Source organism: Stenotrophomonas sp. NPDC077659, from assembly GCF_050268705.1.
Lineage (GTDB): Bacteria > Pseudomonadota > Gammaproteobacteria > Xanthomonadales > Xanthomonadaceae > Stenotrophomonas.
In genome coordinates, this window is sequence record NZ_JBNNHG010000014.1 from 1 (window position 1) to 15,104 (window position 15,104).

General features: G+C 67.7%; 13 protein-coding genes and 1 riboswitch. Of the genes, 7 read left to right on the forward strand and 6 right to left on the reverse strand.

Annotated features, from left to right (window positions below; all coding sequences use genetic code 11):
- The coding region (locus ACQKDV_RS03775) for an alpha/beta fold hydrolase (protein ID WP_427782453.1) at window positions 1–788 on the forward strand (788 nt) is incomplete at its 5' end.
- 154 nt (window positions 789–942) lie between these two features.
- On the opposite strand, the gene ACQKDV_RS03780 is transcribed toward ACQKDV_RS03775, so the two are convergent.
- From ACQKDV_RS03780 to metX, 3 genes are read right to left on the reverse strand one after another with little or no spacing between them, the layout of a single operon-like run.
- Window positions 943–2,010: a homoserine dehydrogenase gene (locus tag ACQKDV_RS03780; protein WP_427782454.1), complete on the reverse strand. Its 1,068-nt coding sequence runs from the start codon at window positions 2,008–2,010 to the stop codon at window positions 943–945.
- A complete protein-coding gene (locus ACQKDV_RS03785; RefSeq protein ID WP_427782455.1) occupies window positions 2,007–3,242 on the reverse strand; it encodes an O-succinylhomoserine (thiol)-lyase in 1,236 nt (411 codons plus the stop codon). Before ACQKDV_RS03785 ends, ACQKDV_RS03780 begins: the two co-directional genes overlap by 4 nt.
- The gene (gene metX / locus ACQKDV_RS03790; protein ID WP_427782456.1) at window positions 3,239–4,270 is read right to left on the reverse strand and encodes a homoserine O-succinyltransferase MetX; all 1,032 of its coding nucleotides are present in this window, start codon (window positions 4,268–4,270) and stop codon (window positions 3,239–3,241) included. Before metX ends, ACQKDV_RS03785 begins: the two co-directional genes overlap by 4 nt.
- Window positions 4,271–4,347: 77 nt before the next feature.
- A riboswitch (SAM riboswitch) is annotated at window positions 4,348–4,466 on the reverse strand.
- Window positions 4,467–4,614: 148 nt separating this feature from the next.
- Here metX and ACQKDV_RS03795 point away from each other — a divergent pair.
- The 4 genes from ACQKDV_RS03795 to ACQKDV_RS03810 all read left to right on the forward strand — a co-directional run bounded on the left by ACQKDV_RS03795 (window position 4,615) and on the right by ACQKDV_RS03810 (window position 10,018).
- On the forward strand, window positions 4,615–5,499 hold the full coding sequence (locus ACQKDV_RS03795; protein WP_427782457.1) for a M23 family metallopeptidase: 885 nt from the start codon (window positions 4,615–4,617) through the stop codon (window positions 5,497–5,499).
- Between the two features lie 66 nt (window positions 5,500–5,565).
- Window positions 5,566–7,170, forward strand: coding sequence for a peptide chain release factor 3 (locus tag ACQKDV_RS03800; protein ID WP_427782458.1), 1,605 nt, complete (start codon window positions 5,566–5,568; stop codon window positions 7,168–7,170).
- 153 nt (window positions 7,171–7,323) lie between these two features.
- Entirely contained in the window at window positions 7,324–7,962 is a 639-nt protein-coding gene (gene trhA / locus ACQKDV_RS03805) for a PAQR family membrane homeostasis protein TrhA (protein WP_079222824.1), read from the forward strand.
- Between the two features lie 82 nt (window positions 7,963–8,044).
- Window positions 8,045–10,018, forward strand: a complete 1,974-nt coding sequence (locus ACQKDV_RS03810) for an AsmA family protein (protein WP_427782459.1) — start codon at window positions 8,045–8,047, stop codon at window positions 10,016–10,018.
- Between the two features lie 433 nt (window positions 10,019–10,451).
- Here the strand turns inward: ACQKDV_RS03810 and ACQKDV_RS03815 are convergent, their stop codons facing one another.
- The 3 genes from ACQKDV_RS03815 to mtgA form a co-directional block, all read right to left on the reverse strand.
- Window positions 10,452–10,883: a CBS domain-containing protein gene (locus ACQKDV_RS03815; RefSeq protein ID WP_427782460.1), complete on the reverse strand. Its 432-nt coding sequence runs from the start codon at window positions 10,881–10,883 to the stop codon at window positions 10,452–10,454.
- Window positions 10,843–11,862 carry a glycosyltransferase family 2 protein gene (locus tag ACQKDV_RS03820; RefSeq protein WP_427782461.1) on the reverse strand — a complete coding sequence of 340 codons (1,020 nt, stop codon included), beginning with the start codon at window positions 11,860–11,862 and terminating at the stop codon, window positions 10,843–10,845. The genes ACQKDV_RS03815 and ACQKDV_RS03820 overlap by 41 nt, the downstream gene beginning before the upstream one ends.
- A 482-nt stretch (window positions 11,863–12,344) precedes the next feature.
- Window positions 12,345–13,091, reverse strand: coding sequence for a monofunctional biosynthetic peptidoglycan transglycosylase (gene mtgA / locus ACQKDV_RS03825; protein WP_427782462.1), 747 nt, complete (start codon window positions 13,089–13,091; stop codon window positions 12,345–12,347).
- Window positions 13,092–13,168: 77 nt separating this feature from the next.
- Between mtgA and ACQKDV_RS03830 the strand changes: the two genes are divergently transcribed.
- The gene (locus ACQKDV_RS03830) at window positions 13,169–14,062 is read left to right on the forward strand and encodes an Hsp33 family molecular chaperone HslO (RefSeq protein ID WP_427782463.1); all 894 of its coding nucleotides are present in this window, start codon (window positions 13,169–13,171) and stop codon (window positions 14,060–14,062) included.
- A 119-nt stretch (window positions 14,063–14,181) separates the two neighbouring features.
- Window positions 14,182–15,039 carry a hypothetical protein gene (locus ACQKDV_RS03835; protein ID WP_427782464.1) on the forward strand — a complete coding sequence of 286 codons (858 nt, stop codon included), beginning with the start codon at window positions 14,182–14,184 and terminating at the stop codon, window positions 15,037–15,039.
- Window positions 15,040–15,104 lie beyond the last annotated feature (65 nt).

Here is a 15,104-nt window from a genome sequence, read left to right on the forward strand (position 1 = left end):
AGAACTTCTGTGCGGCCACCTGGAAGGAATCGATCAAGCCGCTGGTAGCCGCCGGTTACCGGGTCATCGCACCGGACCAGGTGGGCTTCTGCAAAGCCAGCAAGCCCGAGCGCTATCAATACTCGTTCGGCCAACTGGCGGCCAACACCCATGCGCTGCTGCAGCAGCTGCAGTTGGGCGACGTGCCAGTGCATCTGGTCGGCCACTCGATGGGCGGCATGCTCGCCATCCGCTACGCGCTGATGTACCCGCAGGACCTGCGCAGCCTGTCGCTGGTCAATCCGATCGGCCTGGAAGACTGGAAGGCACTGGGCGTGCCCTGGCGCAGCGTCGACGAGTGGTATGCCGGCGAACTGAAAACCAGCTATGACAGCATCCGCCGCTACCAGCTGGAGGTCTACTACGACGGCCAGTGGAAGCCCGACTACGAGCACTGGGCGCGCATGCAGTCAGGCATGTACGAGGGTGATGGCAAGCAGGCCGTGGCCTGGAGCCAGGCCCTGACCTCGGACATGGTGTTCAACCAGCCGGTAATCTACGAACTGAAGCACCTGCAGGTGCCGACCGCGTTGTTCATCGGCCAGAAGGACCGCACTGCCATCGGCCGTGACCGCGCCTCGCCCGCGCTGAAGGCCACGCTGGGCGATTACCCCGCGCTGGGCAAGGCAGCCGCCGCGGCGATTCCCGGCGCAACCCTGGTCGAGTTCGCCGGGCTGGGGCACTCGCCGCAGGTGCAGGATCCCAAGCAGTTCAACGCGGCGTTGTTGCAGGTGCTGAAGACGCGTTGACCTGCCGGGTGCCCTTGTAGAGCCGAGCCCATGCTCGGCTCATCGCGCGTGACCGGCGACGTCAAGCACAGCCGAGCATCGGCTCGGCTCTACGAAGCTGCAGATCTATGGACGGTAGCGCCGGGCCGTGCCCGGCGAGCGCAGCGGCATGCGGTCAACCCGCAATCCGCAACACGTCGTCCAGCAGCGCCGCAGCGGTGACTTCCGCACCCGCACCCGGCCCCTGGATCAGCAGCGGCTGCTGGCGGTAGCGATCGCTGTGGATGGCCACGCGATTGTCCGTACCCGCCCCCTGCGCCAGTGGATGATCGGCCGGCAGTTCGCGCAGTCCCACCTGTGCGCCACCGGCATCGACACGACCGACGAAACGCAGCACGCGGCCCTGCGCGTGCGCCTGCTGCCAGCGCGCCTGCAGCGGGGCGTCCAGTTGTTCCAGCCCGGCCAGTGCCTCCGCCAACGGCACGTCTGCAAGCGCCGCCGGCACCAGCGGCTCCACCTGCACGTGCGCGGCATCCAGCGCCAACCCGCTGCTGCGGGCCAGGATCAGCAGCTTGCGCCGCACGTCTTCACCCGACAGATCTACGCGTGGGTCAGGTTCGGTATACCCGGCCGCCAGCGCGTCGCGCACGGCCGCCGAGAACGGTGATTGCCCGTCGTAGCGATGGAACAACCAGGCCAGCGAACCAGACAGCACGCCCTCGATGGCATGGATGTGGTCGCCACCCGCCACCAGCGCGCGCAGGCTGCTCAACAACGGCAGGCCCGCGCCCACCGTGGCGCTGTCACCGTAGCGCGCACCGGTATCGGCGCAGCGCTCGGCGATGGCCTGCGCACGCGCCAGCTGCGCACCGCGGCCCAGTTTGTTGGCCGTCACCACGTGTACGCCACGGGCGAGCCAATGCACATGGCGTGCGGCCACGTCCTCGCTGGCAGTGGCATCGACCACCACATCGCCCCGTTCCAGCCCTTCAGTGCTGGCCCATGGCGGCGAATTCTGCCCATCGCGCGGCGCACGCCGGGCCAGTTCCAACGGCAGTGCCAGGTCGCGATCAATGGCCAGTGCCGTGCGCGAATTGGCCAGCCACTGCACGCTGGGCAGTTCCAACCCGCGCGCATGCAGGGCCTGGTAACGCTGTACGAAGGCGGTACCCACCGTGCCGGTCCCGAGCAGGGCCAGGCGCCCCCCACCGAGGGCCGGAATGTCAGCGGCCAGCGCGCTCATGCATCCACCACCTGTTTGCGGCGCACGGCAGCGCCGATCACCGCTTCGGCACGCTGCAGGGCCGCGTCGAGATCGGCCAGCAGGTCACGCTCGGCCTCGATGCCCACCGACAGGCGCAGCAGGCCTTCGCTGATGCCAGCGGCAGCACGCGCCTCGGCCGTCATCGCCGCATGGGTCATGGTGGCCGGGTGCGCGACCAGGCTTTCCACGCCGCCCAGCGATTCGGCCAGGGTGAAGCAGCGCAGGCCATCGACGAAGGCGCGCACCGCTGCATGCGGATCGTCGCCTTCGCAGTCAGCCAGTTCGAACGACAGCATCGCGCCGAAACCACTCTGCTGGCGCGCGGCGATGGCGTGGCCGGGGTGGTCTGCCAGGCCCGGGTAGTAGACGCGCGCCACCGCCGGGTGTGCATCCAGCAGGGCCACGATCGAGGCCGTGTTTTCCTGGTGCACGCGCAGGCGCGCATCCAGCGTGCGCAGGCCGCGCAGGGTCAGGAACGCATCGAACGGCGAACCGGTCAGGCCCAGCGCGTTGCCCCACCACACCAGCTGTTCGTGCACCGCCGGGTCTGCCGCGATCACCGCACCGCCCACTACGTCACTGTGGCCGTTGATGTACTTGGTGGTTGAATGCAGCACCACATCGGCACCGAAAGACAGCGGCTGCTGCAGCGCCGGCGACAGGAAGGTGTTGTCCACCACGACCTTCGCACCCGCCTTGTGCGCGGCATCGATGACGAAACGCAGATCGGTGATGCGCAGCAGCGGGTTGGACGGGGTTTCCACCAGCACCAGCGTCGGCTGGGTAGCCAGCGCCTGCGCCAGCGCGCGCGGGTCGGTCAAGTCGGCAGTCACCAGTTCAAAGTGCCCCTTCTTCGCCAGCGCGTTGAACAGGCGCCAGCTGCCGCCGTAGGCATCGTGGGGCACGACCAGCGTGTCGCCCGGCTGCAGCAGGGCGTTCAGCACCAGGTTGATCGCGCCCATGCCGGTGGCGGTGATCACGCCGCCCGCGCCGCCTTCCAGTTCGGCCAGCGCTTCACCCAGCAGGTCGCGGGTGGGGTTGCCGCTGCGCGTGTAGTCGTACTGGCGCTTGTTGCCAAAGCCCTCGAAGCTGAAGTTGGACGACAGCACGATCGGCGGGGTGACCGCGCCATGTGCGGTGTCACGATCAATGCCGGCGCGGACAGCGGCAGTGGTGCGGCTACAGGACGGCTCGTTGGCGTGCAGGCTCATACGGACTCTCCAGAAGTGCGGAAGGCGGTGGCGAGGATCGCGTCGATGCGATCGGTTTCCTTGAGGAAGGCGTCGTGGCCGTAGGGCGAGCGCAGCACGCGCAGGCTGCCGCGCGGGCCCAGCCCTTCGACCAGGCCCACCAGGTCGGCCAGCGGCACCAGGCGGTCGCCTTCCACGGCCACCACCACGGTGGGCGGCAGGATGGCGGCGGGATCCACGCGGTGCAGGTCGATCGATTCGGACAGGCGCAGGTAGGCAGTCACCGGCGTGCGCGCCACGTACTGCGCACCGGCGGCATCGAGGTAGTCTTCGGCGGCCACACGTACGCGGCCATTGACCACCTCCGGCGCGGCATCGAAGCGCTCGCCGAATTCTTCCGGCGTGCGGTAGCTGAGCATGGCGAACTGCCGGGCCAGCGCCAGCCCGTGGTCTTCGCCGCACTGCAGTTGGCCCAGCGCAACGGCACGGCGCTGCAGGGCACGCCAGGCGGCGGCGTAAGGGTGCGGACGGTGTGCGCCACTGGCCAGGACCAGCTGGCGCACGCGGCGGCGGTGGCGGATGGCGAACTGCTGGCCAACCAGCGCGCCATAGGAATAGCCAACGAAGGCCTTCAGCGTGCGGATGCCGAGATGGTCCAGCAGCAACGCCAGCGCATCGGCCTGGTCGGCGGTATCGATCGGCACGTCCAGCGCGCCGTCAGCGCCGATGAAATCAAAGGCCAGTACACGCAGCTGCTGCGGATCCAGCGCGCGGCCGTTGCCGACCAGGCCTTCGGCCCAGCCCTTTTCGCTGAACTGTGCATTTGACGCAACATGGCGATGGGCGGAAATGCCACCGGCCAGCACCACCACCGGCGCGTCGGCCGGCCCCACCCACTCGTAGCGCAGGCGCACCGGGCTGGCCCCGGCGTGGCGCATCGACAGCACGGCGGCGAACTCGCCGCGCTCGGCGTGCACACGGTCATCGACCGGCACGCTGACGGGGACAAAGGGTTCGGGGCGGGCGGCAGTGCTGGGGGCGAAGCTCATGGCAGGATCCGTGTGGGAAATCGGCCATCGAGCCTTCGCGGGGCTCGCGTTCGAGATGCACGTGCGGTGCATGGTTCGAACCATCTTCCGGTGGACGCCACGGTCCCCGCAGGATTTGGCACCTACGCAGACGCTTTCGCTTCTGCGGGCTGCCCCGGCTTCAAAGGGCCTGTCCCTCTGCCGGTCTCGATGGTGAAGCCACGATGCCAGCCCTTTCCGGCCCTGTCAATCCCTTCATGCGGATAAAGCGATGGAATAAATGAATTCCCATTCCGGGAACGGGTGCCGGCTCTCATGTCCAGGATCCGGTAGAGTCCCCAGCGCCCTTTCCGCTGGATCGATCGATGCCCCGCCTGCCCCTGTCCTGCCTGCTGCTGCCCCTGCTGGCAAGCGCAACCGCACACGCCAGCGACTGGCGCCAGGGCTGGGGCCTGGTGCCGAAGGCAGATGTGGCCGCCCGCAGTGACGACGCCCCGCTGGCCGCACCGACCACTCGGCTGCAGCTGCAGGCGATGGGGGGGCAATGGCAGGCGCGCATCGACAATCCGCTGGCCGGCCCGGTGCAGATCGAGCTGCGGCCGGCACCGGGCGCCGCCATTGAAGGCCTGCCGCTGCGGTCCCTGGTCCAGGGCGGTGGCAGCTTGGTGGTCGGCCACCTGCCGGCCCCTGCCGATGGCCGCAGCCTGGAGGTACGCCTGCAGTCGGTGCCGGGCAACCCCGCCGCGCAGGCCGAGGACGTGGCCTACCGGCTGCCGTTCGAAGCGTCGCAGCTGCGCGTGGACCAGGCCCCGAACGGACGCTTCAGCCACCACGATGAAGAGAACCGCGACGCGGTGGATTTCGCCCTGCCCGAGGCCACCCTGGTGATGGCCGCGCGCGAGGGCACGGTGATGCAGGTGCAGGACGGCTTCAAGGCCAATGGCCAGGACCGCGAACGCGATGGTGGCCGCGCCAACTTCATCCGCATCCTGCACAGCGACGGCAGCATGGCGCTGTACGGCCACCTGCAGGCGGGCGGCATGCGTGTGCGGGCTGGCCAGACGGTGCAGGCCGGGCAGCCCATCGGCCTGTCCGGCAACAGCGGCTACAGCACTGCCCCGCACCTGCACTTCGTGGTCCAGGTCAACCGCGGCATGGGCCTGCGCTCGGTGCCGGTGCGTATTTTCACCGCGCAGGGCGCGCTGCAGTTCGCCCGCCAGGGCGACGCCGATGGCGGCACCGGACGCTGACCGGCCCCGGCCGGTATAATCGGGCGCTTATCTCTTTGAAAAGCGCCCCGGGCGGGCGCCACTGCCATGTCCGAAGTCGCCAACGAAGCGTCGCGTCGCCGCACCTTCGCCATCATTTCCCACCCTGACGCCGGCAAGACCACGCTGACCGAAAAGCTGTTGCTGTTCGGCGGCGCGATCCAGATGGCCGGTTCGGTGAAGGGCCGCACGGCGGCCCGCCACGCCACCTCCGACTGGATGGCGCTGGAAAAGGAGCGCGGCATCTCCGTCACCTCCTCGGTGATGCAGTTCCCCTATGAAGGCAAGATCGTCAACCTGCTCGACACCCCCGGCCACGCCGACTTCGGCGAGGACACCTACCGCGTGCTGACCGCGGTGGACTCGGCGCTGATGGTGATCGACGTGGCCAAAGGCGTGGAAGAGCGCACCATCAAGCTGATGGAAGTGTGCCGCCTGCGCGACACCCCCATCATGACCTTCATCAACAAGCTCGACCGCGAGGGCAAGGACCCGATCGAGCTGCTGGATGAAGTGGAAACCGTGCTGGGCATCCAGTGCGCCCCGGTCACCTGGCCGATCGGCATGGGCCAGCGCCTGAAGGGCGTGGTGCACCTGCTGACCGGCGAAGTGCATCTGTACGAGCCGGGCCGCAACTTCACCCGCCAGGATTCGACCATCTTCCCGTCCATCGATGCGCCCGGCCTGGCCGAAAAGATCGGTGCACAGATGCTGGCCGAGCTGCGCGACGAACTGGAACTGGTGCAGGGCGCCAGCCACCCGTTTGACCTGGACGCCTACCGCGCCGGCAAGCAGACCCCGGTGTTCTTCGGCTCGGGCGTGAACAACTTCGGCGTGCAGCCGCTGCTGGACTTCTTCGTCGAGCACGCACCGCCGCCGCAGGCGCGCACCACCACTGGCCGGATCATCGCGCCGGAAGAGAACAAGCTCAGTGGCTTCGTGTTCAAGATCCAGGCCAACATGGACCCGCAGCACCGTGACCGCGTGGCCTTCATGCGCATCTGCTCGGGCCGCTTCACGGCCGGCATGAAGACCTTCCACGTCCGCACCGGCAAGGACATGAAGCTGGCCAACGCGCTGACCTTCATGGCCAGCGACCGCGAAATCGCCGCTGAAGCGTGGCCGGGCGATGTCATCGGCATCCACAACCACGGCACCATCTCCATCGGCGATACCTTCACCGAAGGCGAAGCGGTCACCTTCACCGGCATTCCGAACTTCGCCCCGGAACTGTTCCGCCGCGCCCGCCTGCGCGATCCGCTCAAGCTCAAGCAGCTGCAGAAGGGCCTGGCCCAGCTGTCCGAAGAAGGCGCGACCCAGTTCTTCCGCCCGCTCACCAGCAATGACCTGATCCTGGGTGCGGTGGGCGTGCTGCAGTTCGACGTGGCCGCCTACCGCCTGAAGGACGAGTACGGCGTGGAAGCGACCTTCGAACCGGTCAGCGTCACCACCGCGCGCTGGGTCCACTGCGGCAACGAGAAGAAGCTGGAAGAGTTCCGCGAGAAGAACGCGCTGAATCTGGCCCTGGACGCCGCCGGCCACCTGGTCTACCTGGCACCGACCCGGGTGAACCTGCAGCTGGCCCAGGAACGCGCCCCGGACGTGCGCTTCTCGGCCACCCGCGAAGCAGCGCACACCGTCTCGGTGGGTTGAAAGCCAGGGGTCGGATCCGCGCCCGGTAGATCCACGCCATGCGTGGATGGGCGCGGATTCATCCACCATACGGTGACGGGGGTGCAAGCAACCGCCATCGCGGCGATGATAGGGGGGCTGCGGGTCCCCCTCCCCGCGAATCACGTCATCGCCATGTCTTCCACGACCGTTGCTTCCATCCGTGAAGAAATCGCCAGTGCCCTGACCCACGGGCTGGGCGCTGTGTTCGCGCTGGCCGCCAGCGCCGTCCTGATCACCCTGGCCGCCATCTACGGCGACGGCTGGCAGCTTGCCAGCGCCATCGTGTTCGGTATCGCCCTGTTGCTGCTGTACACCGCCTCCACGCTGTACCACGCCATCCAGCACCCCACCGCCAAGGGTCGGCTGAAGGTCTTCGACCATTGCGCGATCTATGTGCTGATTGCCGGCACCTACACTCCGTTCACCCTGATCGGCCTGCGCGGCCCGTGGGGCTGGGGGCTGTTCACGGCCATCTGGGCGCTGGCGCTGGGCGGAGTGGTGTTCAAGCTGTTCTACACCGGCCGCTTCAAGGCACTGTCCACCGGCATCTATATCGCGATGGGCTGGCTGGTGATCGTGGCGATCAAGCCGATGTGGGCCTCCATCGACGGCGGGACCCTGGCCTGGCTGTTCGCCGGCGGCCTGTCCTATACGCTCGGCACCTACTTCTACCATCGCGAATCGATCCCCTATTCGCACGCGATCTGGCACCTGTTCGTGATCGGCGGCAGCGTCTGCCACTTCGTCGCGGTGACCATGCAGGTGCTGTAAACCGGCCCCCCGGCGCCGATGTGCACGCCATGCACATGGACGCTTCGCATGCCGTGCACCCGGATGGGGCAACCATGGCAGCGTGAATGCTGCCCCTTCCCCTGCTGCGCCGCGCAGTTCGCGCTGGCGCCTCCGCCGTCCCGGCCGCCGCGGCCAGCGCTGGCTGGCCGTTCTGGTGTTCCTGCTGGCCGCGATCCTGGTCCTCATCGCGCTGTGGGACTGGAACTGGTTCAAGGGCCCGGTGGAGCGCGCGGTGCAGGCCCGCACCGGCCGCGCGCTGCACATCGGCCACCTGGACGTCGACCTCGGCCGTACCAGCACGATCCGCGCCGATGCGATCACCTTCGCCAATGCCACCTGGTCGAAACAGGCCAACATGGCCAGTGCCGACCGCGTGGAAATCGATGTGCGGGTCTGGCCGCTGCTGCGCGGCAGCATCCAGCTGCCGGAAGTGCGTCTGACCCGCCCGGACGTCCTGCTGGAAACCGCACCGCGCAAAGGCGAGGCAGGCAACTGGGATTTCCTGCCGGCCAGCGATGGCAGCAGCACACTGCAACTGAAAGGCCTGCGCATCGACGACGGCCGGCTGCAGTTCCTGGATGCACTGGGCCGCACCGACATTCGCGTGGGCGTGCGCAGCGGTGACCCGAAACAAGCCGATGCTGCCCCGCCCCTGCTGGTGAAAGGCCAGGGCCGCTGGCAGGGCAATCCGTTCACGCTGAGTGGCGGCACCGAATCACCGCTGCAGCTGACCGACAGCGCGCATCCGTTCCGCATCCACCTCGATGGCCGCGCCGGGGCGACCCACGCCGTCGCCACCGGCACGCTGACCAATCCCTTCGCACTGCAGGTGTTTGACCTGCAGTTCGCGCTCAGCGGCCAGGACTTGGCCGATCTCTATCCGCTGCTGGGCATCGCCATCCCGCCCTCGCCGCCATATGCCCTCAATGGCCGGCTCAAGCGCGACCACAACGTGTGGCGCTATGACGGATTCACCGGCAAGGTCGGCGACAGCGATCTCGGCGGCAACCTGCAGTTCGAGGTGGGCCGTGACCGCCCACGCCTGACCGCCACGCTGGAATCGCGCCGGCTGGATTTCGACGATCTGGCCGGTTTCGTCGGTGCGCCGCCGAAGACCGGTGGCGGCGAGACCGCCAACGCCGAGCAGAAGGCCCAGGCCGCCCAGGTCGCGGCCAGCCCGCGCGTGCTGCCGGACACGCCTTACAACCTGGGCAAGCTGCGTGCGATGGACGCCGATGTGCGCTGGAAAGCGCACCGCATCAATGCGCCATCTCTGCCGCTGGATGACATGGACGCACACCTGCTGCTGGATGACGGCGTGCTGCGTCTGGACCCGCTGAACTTTGGCGTGGCCGGTGGCGACATCCGCAGCACGATCCGCATGGATGCGCGCCAGCCGCAGATCGCCACGGCGCTGAAAGCCAGCGTGCGCGGCGTGCAGCTGGGCCAGCTGTTCCCCGACGCGAAACTGGCCGAGCAGGCCAAGGGTGGCATTGGCGGCAACATCGACCTCAGCGGGCGCGGCAATTCCATCGCCGCGATGCTGGGCAGCAGCAGCGGCAGTGTCGGCCTGGCGATGGGCCGCGGGCATGTCGGCAACCTGGTGATGGAACTGGCCGGCCTGGACATCACCGAGTCGCTGAAGTTCCTGGTCGCCGGCGACAGGCAGATTCCGCTGCGCTGCGCCTTCGCCGATTTCGGCGTGCGCGATGGCCTGATGACCAGCCAGGCGCTGGCGGTGGATACCACCGACACGATCATCATCGGCGAGGGCACGGTGAGCCTTCGCGATGAGCGGCTGGACCTGCTGCTGAAGCCGCGGCCGAAGGACAAGAGCATCCTGGTGCTGCGCTCGCCGCTGCGTATCGGCGGCACGTTCAAGGATCCCTCATTCCGACCTGACTTCAAGGCACTCGGCGTACGCGGCGTGGTGGCCCTGGCACTGGGCAGCATCGCCCCGCCGGCCGCCCTGCTGGCCACGATTGAAACGGGGCCGGGCAAGGATGCCAGCTGCGGCGGGCAGTACGCGAAGTAGGTTTACAGCGTTGTTCGCGGCGCCTCTGTTGATCCTGGTGTGAGTGGGACGGGTTTACGGCGTGTCCTGACTGGCCCACCCGTCCCACTCCTGACAGTTTCCTGCGCGCGCGGAACGAGAGCGGGAATTCACAAGAAAGAAGCAAAAAGCAGAATCAAAAGCTGTGCCAACCAAGGTTGGCAGCTACGAGGAGCGGGTGATCAGCACTGAAACGCTCCGCGCGCGCGGGAACGTGTCTGGAGGCGGAGGGCATGGCCGTGCAGGACCGTAGGCGCCACGGACGGCGCCTACGAGCTACATGGACGTATTTACCGCGTGTCCTGCACGGCCATGCCCTCCGCCTCCCCACGCATCAGGAAGGCGCTGCAGTTGCTCTAGATCTGGCCGTCAGCTTTTAGCGGGCCGGCGGGCTGCAAGCCCGCCAGCGAAAAACTCACCCCGCCACGATGTACTGCTGCAGGTGATCCAACTCCCGCCGCTGCGCGTCGATCACCGCTTTGACCAGATCACCGATGGAGATCACGCCCAGCACCGACCCACCGTCCACCACCGGCAGATGGCGGATGCGGTAGTCGGTCACCAGTTGCAGGCAGTGCTCCACCTGCTCGCCCGGTGACACCGTCACCACCTTTGCCGTCATGATCTCGGACACGGCGGTATCGCGCGAAGAGCGATCATGCAACACGATCTTGCGCGCGTAGTCGCGCTCGGAAAGGATGCCGACCAGTCGCGGCCCCTCCATCACCAGCACCGCGCCGATGCCCTTCTCAGCCATCAGCCGGATCGCATCGATCACCGCCGCGCCGGGCGCGACCGCATGCACTTCAGGGGACTTGCCGTCCAACAGTTGCCGTACCGTCGTCATCTGCCTGCCCTCCCAGGGTGGGTTGCAGGGCCGAGTCTGCCACGGAAGGTGCCAGCCACGCGTCAACCAGGTAGAGCGGCCGCTGCTTGGATTCCTCGTACAGGCGGCCCAGGTATTCGCCGATCAGGCCCAGGGCGATCAACTGCACGCCGCCCAGGAACAGGATGACCGCCATCATCGTCGGCCAGCCCGCCACACGGTCGCCATACAGGGCCGCCTTGAGGATCACCCACACGCCGAACACGAACGCCGCCGCCGCCGTCGCCAGGCCCAGGTAAGTCGCTGCCCGCAGCGGCACCGTGGAAAACCCGGTGATGCCCTCCAGCGCGAAATTCCACAGCCGCCACAAGCTGAAGTTGCTGCTGCCCGCCACCCGCGCGTGGCGATGGTAGGGCACCGCCACGCGACGGTACCCCACCCAGCTGAAGAGTCCCTTCATGAAGCGATGCCGCTCGCGCATCTCGCGCAGCGCGCTCAGTGCCCTCGAGGACAGCAGGCGGAAGTCACCGGTGTCGGCCGGAATCGGCGTGCGCGACAAGCGCCCGATCACCCGGTAGAAGATGGCTGCGGTAGCGCGCTTGACCCAGCTCTCGCCGTCACGCACCAGGCGCGTGCCATAGACGTTGTCATAGCCTTCGCGCCAGCGCGCGACAAACTGCGGTACCAGCTCCGGCGGATCCTGGCCGTCGGCATCGAGAATCATCGCCGCGCCCTCGCGCACCAGGTCCAGGCCGGCGGTCAGTGCCGCCTCCTTGCCGAAGTTGCGCGAGAGCTTGAGTGCCGACACGCGCGCATCGGCCTGTGCCAGACCGGCAATGACCTCCCAGGTTCCATCCTGGCTGCCGTCATCCACATACAGGATGTGGCCTTCGACATCGCCCAGATCGTCCAGCACCGCACATAGCCGGGGATGCAGCCAGGGCAGCGCCTCGGCTTCGTTGTAGGCGGCGATGACCAGAGTGAGGCGTTCGCGTGTCATGAATGGATTGTACGTGGCTGGCGGGCCTGCAGCCCGCCGACCCGCCTTTCGAAGCCAGAGCTCAAGAGCAGCGCCTTCCTGATGCGTGGGGAGGCGGAGGGCATGGCCGTGCAGGACACGCGGTAAATACGTCCATGTAGCTCGTAGGCGCCGTCCATGGCGCCTACGGTCCTGCACGGCCATGCCCTCCGCCTCTGGACACATCAGCGCGAGCGCGGTGCGTACGCGCGCGTCTAACCGCTCCTGGTAGGTGCCAACCTTGGTTGGCAACAGCTTTTGATTCTGCTTTTTGCTTTTGAATTCCCGCCCTCGTTCCGCGCGCGCAGGAAACTGTCCGGAGCCGGAGCAGGGCGGCAGGCAGGACCGTGAGGCGCATGGATGCGCCGCCCGAGCCTACAGGGACGTATTTACGGCGTGTCCTGCCTGTCGCCTTGCTCCGGCTCTAGGCACGGAAAAAGAAGGCGCCGCAGAACGATCCCGAACTATTCCTCCAGATACCCCGCCCCGCCCAGTTGCCGCGCCTGGCGCTGGATCCACGCCGCCCGCCGCTGCACGTACGGCCCCGGCTTGGCCGCGCTGTAGCGCCGCGGCGCTGGCAGCACCGCCGCCAGCCGCGCGCTCTCGCCCGGGGCCAGCCGCGATGCATCCTTGCCCCAGAACTGCTGCGCCGCCGCCTGCGCGCCGTACACGCCGTCGCCGAATTCGGCGATGTTGGCGTACATCTCGAGAATGCGCTCCTTCGGCCAGAACGCCTCGATCAGCACCGTGTACCAGACCTCCAGCCCCTTGCGGATCCAGCTGCGGCCCTGCCACAGGAACAGGTTCTTGGCCACCTGCTGGCTGATCGTGCTGGCCCCGCGCAGGCGCCCGCCGCGGGCGTTGTGGTCGCGCGCCTTCTCGATGGCCTGCAGGTCGAAGCCGTTGTGGTCGGGGAAGCGCTGGTCCTCGGCCGCCACCAGCGAAATCGGCAGGCTGGGCGCCATCCGGTCCAGGTCGCGCCACTGGTAGTGCAGCCGATAGCTCCAGTCCCCCTCGCCCAGCGCCTCGCCGTAGCGCCACAGCATCACCGTGGAGATGGGCGGGTCGATGAACCGCAGCACCAGTACCTGCAGGCAACTGAAGCCCACGAACAGCACCGGCAGCCACAGCAGCCGCTTCCAGTGCCAGCGCCGGGGGGCCGGCGTGTCCGCCACGGCCTCCACCTTGTTCTGTTCTCCCCCTGCCCCCATTACTGGTGCATCCTTCTCATGCCTGGTTGTCGGCGCATTATCCGGCAACCGCCTCTGTTTACGCGCGATGTGAGCCGATGACCGCCCAATCCGATTCCCTGATCCGCTTCCTGCTGCCCGACGCCGGTGTCCGTGGCGTCCACGTGCAACTGCAGGCCACCTGGCAGGAAATCCTGTCCCATGCCGTCTACCCGGACAACGCGGCCGAACTGCTCGGCGAGGCCTGCGTGGCCTCGGCCCTGTTCACCGGCCACACCAAGGTCGACGGGCGCCTGTCGATCCAGCTGCGCAGCAGCACCGGCCTGCGGACCCTGTTCGCCGAATGCACTGCCGCCGGCACCCTGCGCGGCATCGCCCAGCTGGCCGACGGTGCCGATGCGCCGCGCGACCTGTCCAGCCTGGGCAGCGATGCCCTGCTGGCGATCACCATCGAGAACCCCGGCCTGGACCCGCGCGAACCGCAGCGCTACCAGAGCCTGGTGGGCCTGACCGCGCCGGCGCTGGATGAGGCCTTCGAGGACTACTTCCGCCAGTCCGAACAGCTGCCGACCCGCCTGCTGCTGGCCGCCGACCGGCAAGGTGCCGTCGGCCTGCTGCTGCAGAAGCTGCCCGGCGACGAAGGCGACGACGATGGCTGGGCCCGTGCCAGCGCCCTGTTCGACACGCTGGGCAAGGCCGAACTGCTGGCCACGCCGGCCGAGCAGATGCTGCATCGCCTGTTCCACGAGGAGAAGCCGGAACTGATGGGCAGCAAGCCGCTGGCCTTCGGTTGCTCCTGCTCGCGTGAGCGCGTGGCCTCGATGCTGGTCTCGCTGGGCGAGGAAGAAGCCCGCGCCGCCGCTGAAGATACCGGCTCGGTGGACGTCCGCTGCGAATTCTGCGGACGGGAGTATCACTTTCCGTTGACGGAGTTCGGCATACTGTTCCACGGTGCCGAGGGGGCTGTACCGGCACCTGAACGACTTCAATGAATGAGCAGGTCTTGTGTTCTGGGGAGGATCAAGGCTTGTTAAGATTTCATAAACACCCTAGGATCGAGTTCCCGCCCCAGCGGGAACTTCCGTTGTCCATCCCTGTCTGAACTGGTCCGATGCGTACCTTCCTGCGTCTACCGCTGGCCCTGCTGATCGCCCTTGGCGCGATCACGGGCGCGCATGCGCAGAGCAAGGACACCCGCACCGTGCTGCCGGTCTGGAACAAGGGCAGCGGCAAGGTCGAGGCGTTGCTGTACCTGGAGCCGACCGGTGAACAGGCTGCCGGTGCCCGTTGGCACTTCGGCCGCAATTCACTGGACGCCGCCTTCGGCCTGTCCTCGGGCGATTCGCTGGGCCTGCTCTGCAACAGCAGCAGCGGTACCAGCATCAGCGGTCTGGCCAGCCAGTGCATGCTGGCCAGCCTGGGCGATGACGATGACGCCATCGGGCCGAACTCCCGCCGCCTGACCGGCACCGCTGCGCTCAACCGCGGTGTCAACCGCCTGGGCATCACCGCCGGTACCAGCCGCGAGACCCTGCCGGCTTGGCTGGCCTCGCCGAACAAGACCCCGTCCCTGCGTGCCGAGCAGAACGACCTGACCGTGTTCGCCCAGCGCAACATCGGCCGCGAGGGCTTCGTTTCCATCGCCGGCACCTACGCCAAGGCGCGGTTGGTGCCGATTTCCGATGCATCGCCCGCCCTGGTCGACCGCTGGGACAGCAAGAGCCTGAGTCTGGGTGCCGGCTACGGCAACTTCACCGGCAGCATCATCGGCCGTGTGGTCGACGTTCCGGGCAAGCCCGGCAAGTGGGAAGGCCTGGGCATCGGCCTGACCTGGCGCACGCCGTGGTCGGGCCAGCTGACCGTCGGCGCCGAGAACGTGATCAGCCGCGGCAAGAATCCGTTCTCCCCGCGCAACGAAAGCAACGACGACGGCACCGTGCCGTACGTCCGCTACGAACAGGATCTGTAGCCGGCCCAGTGCCGTAGGTCATTGCCGGATGTAGCAGAGGGCGCCCCAGGGGCGCCCTTCCTGTT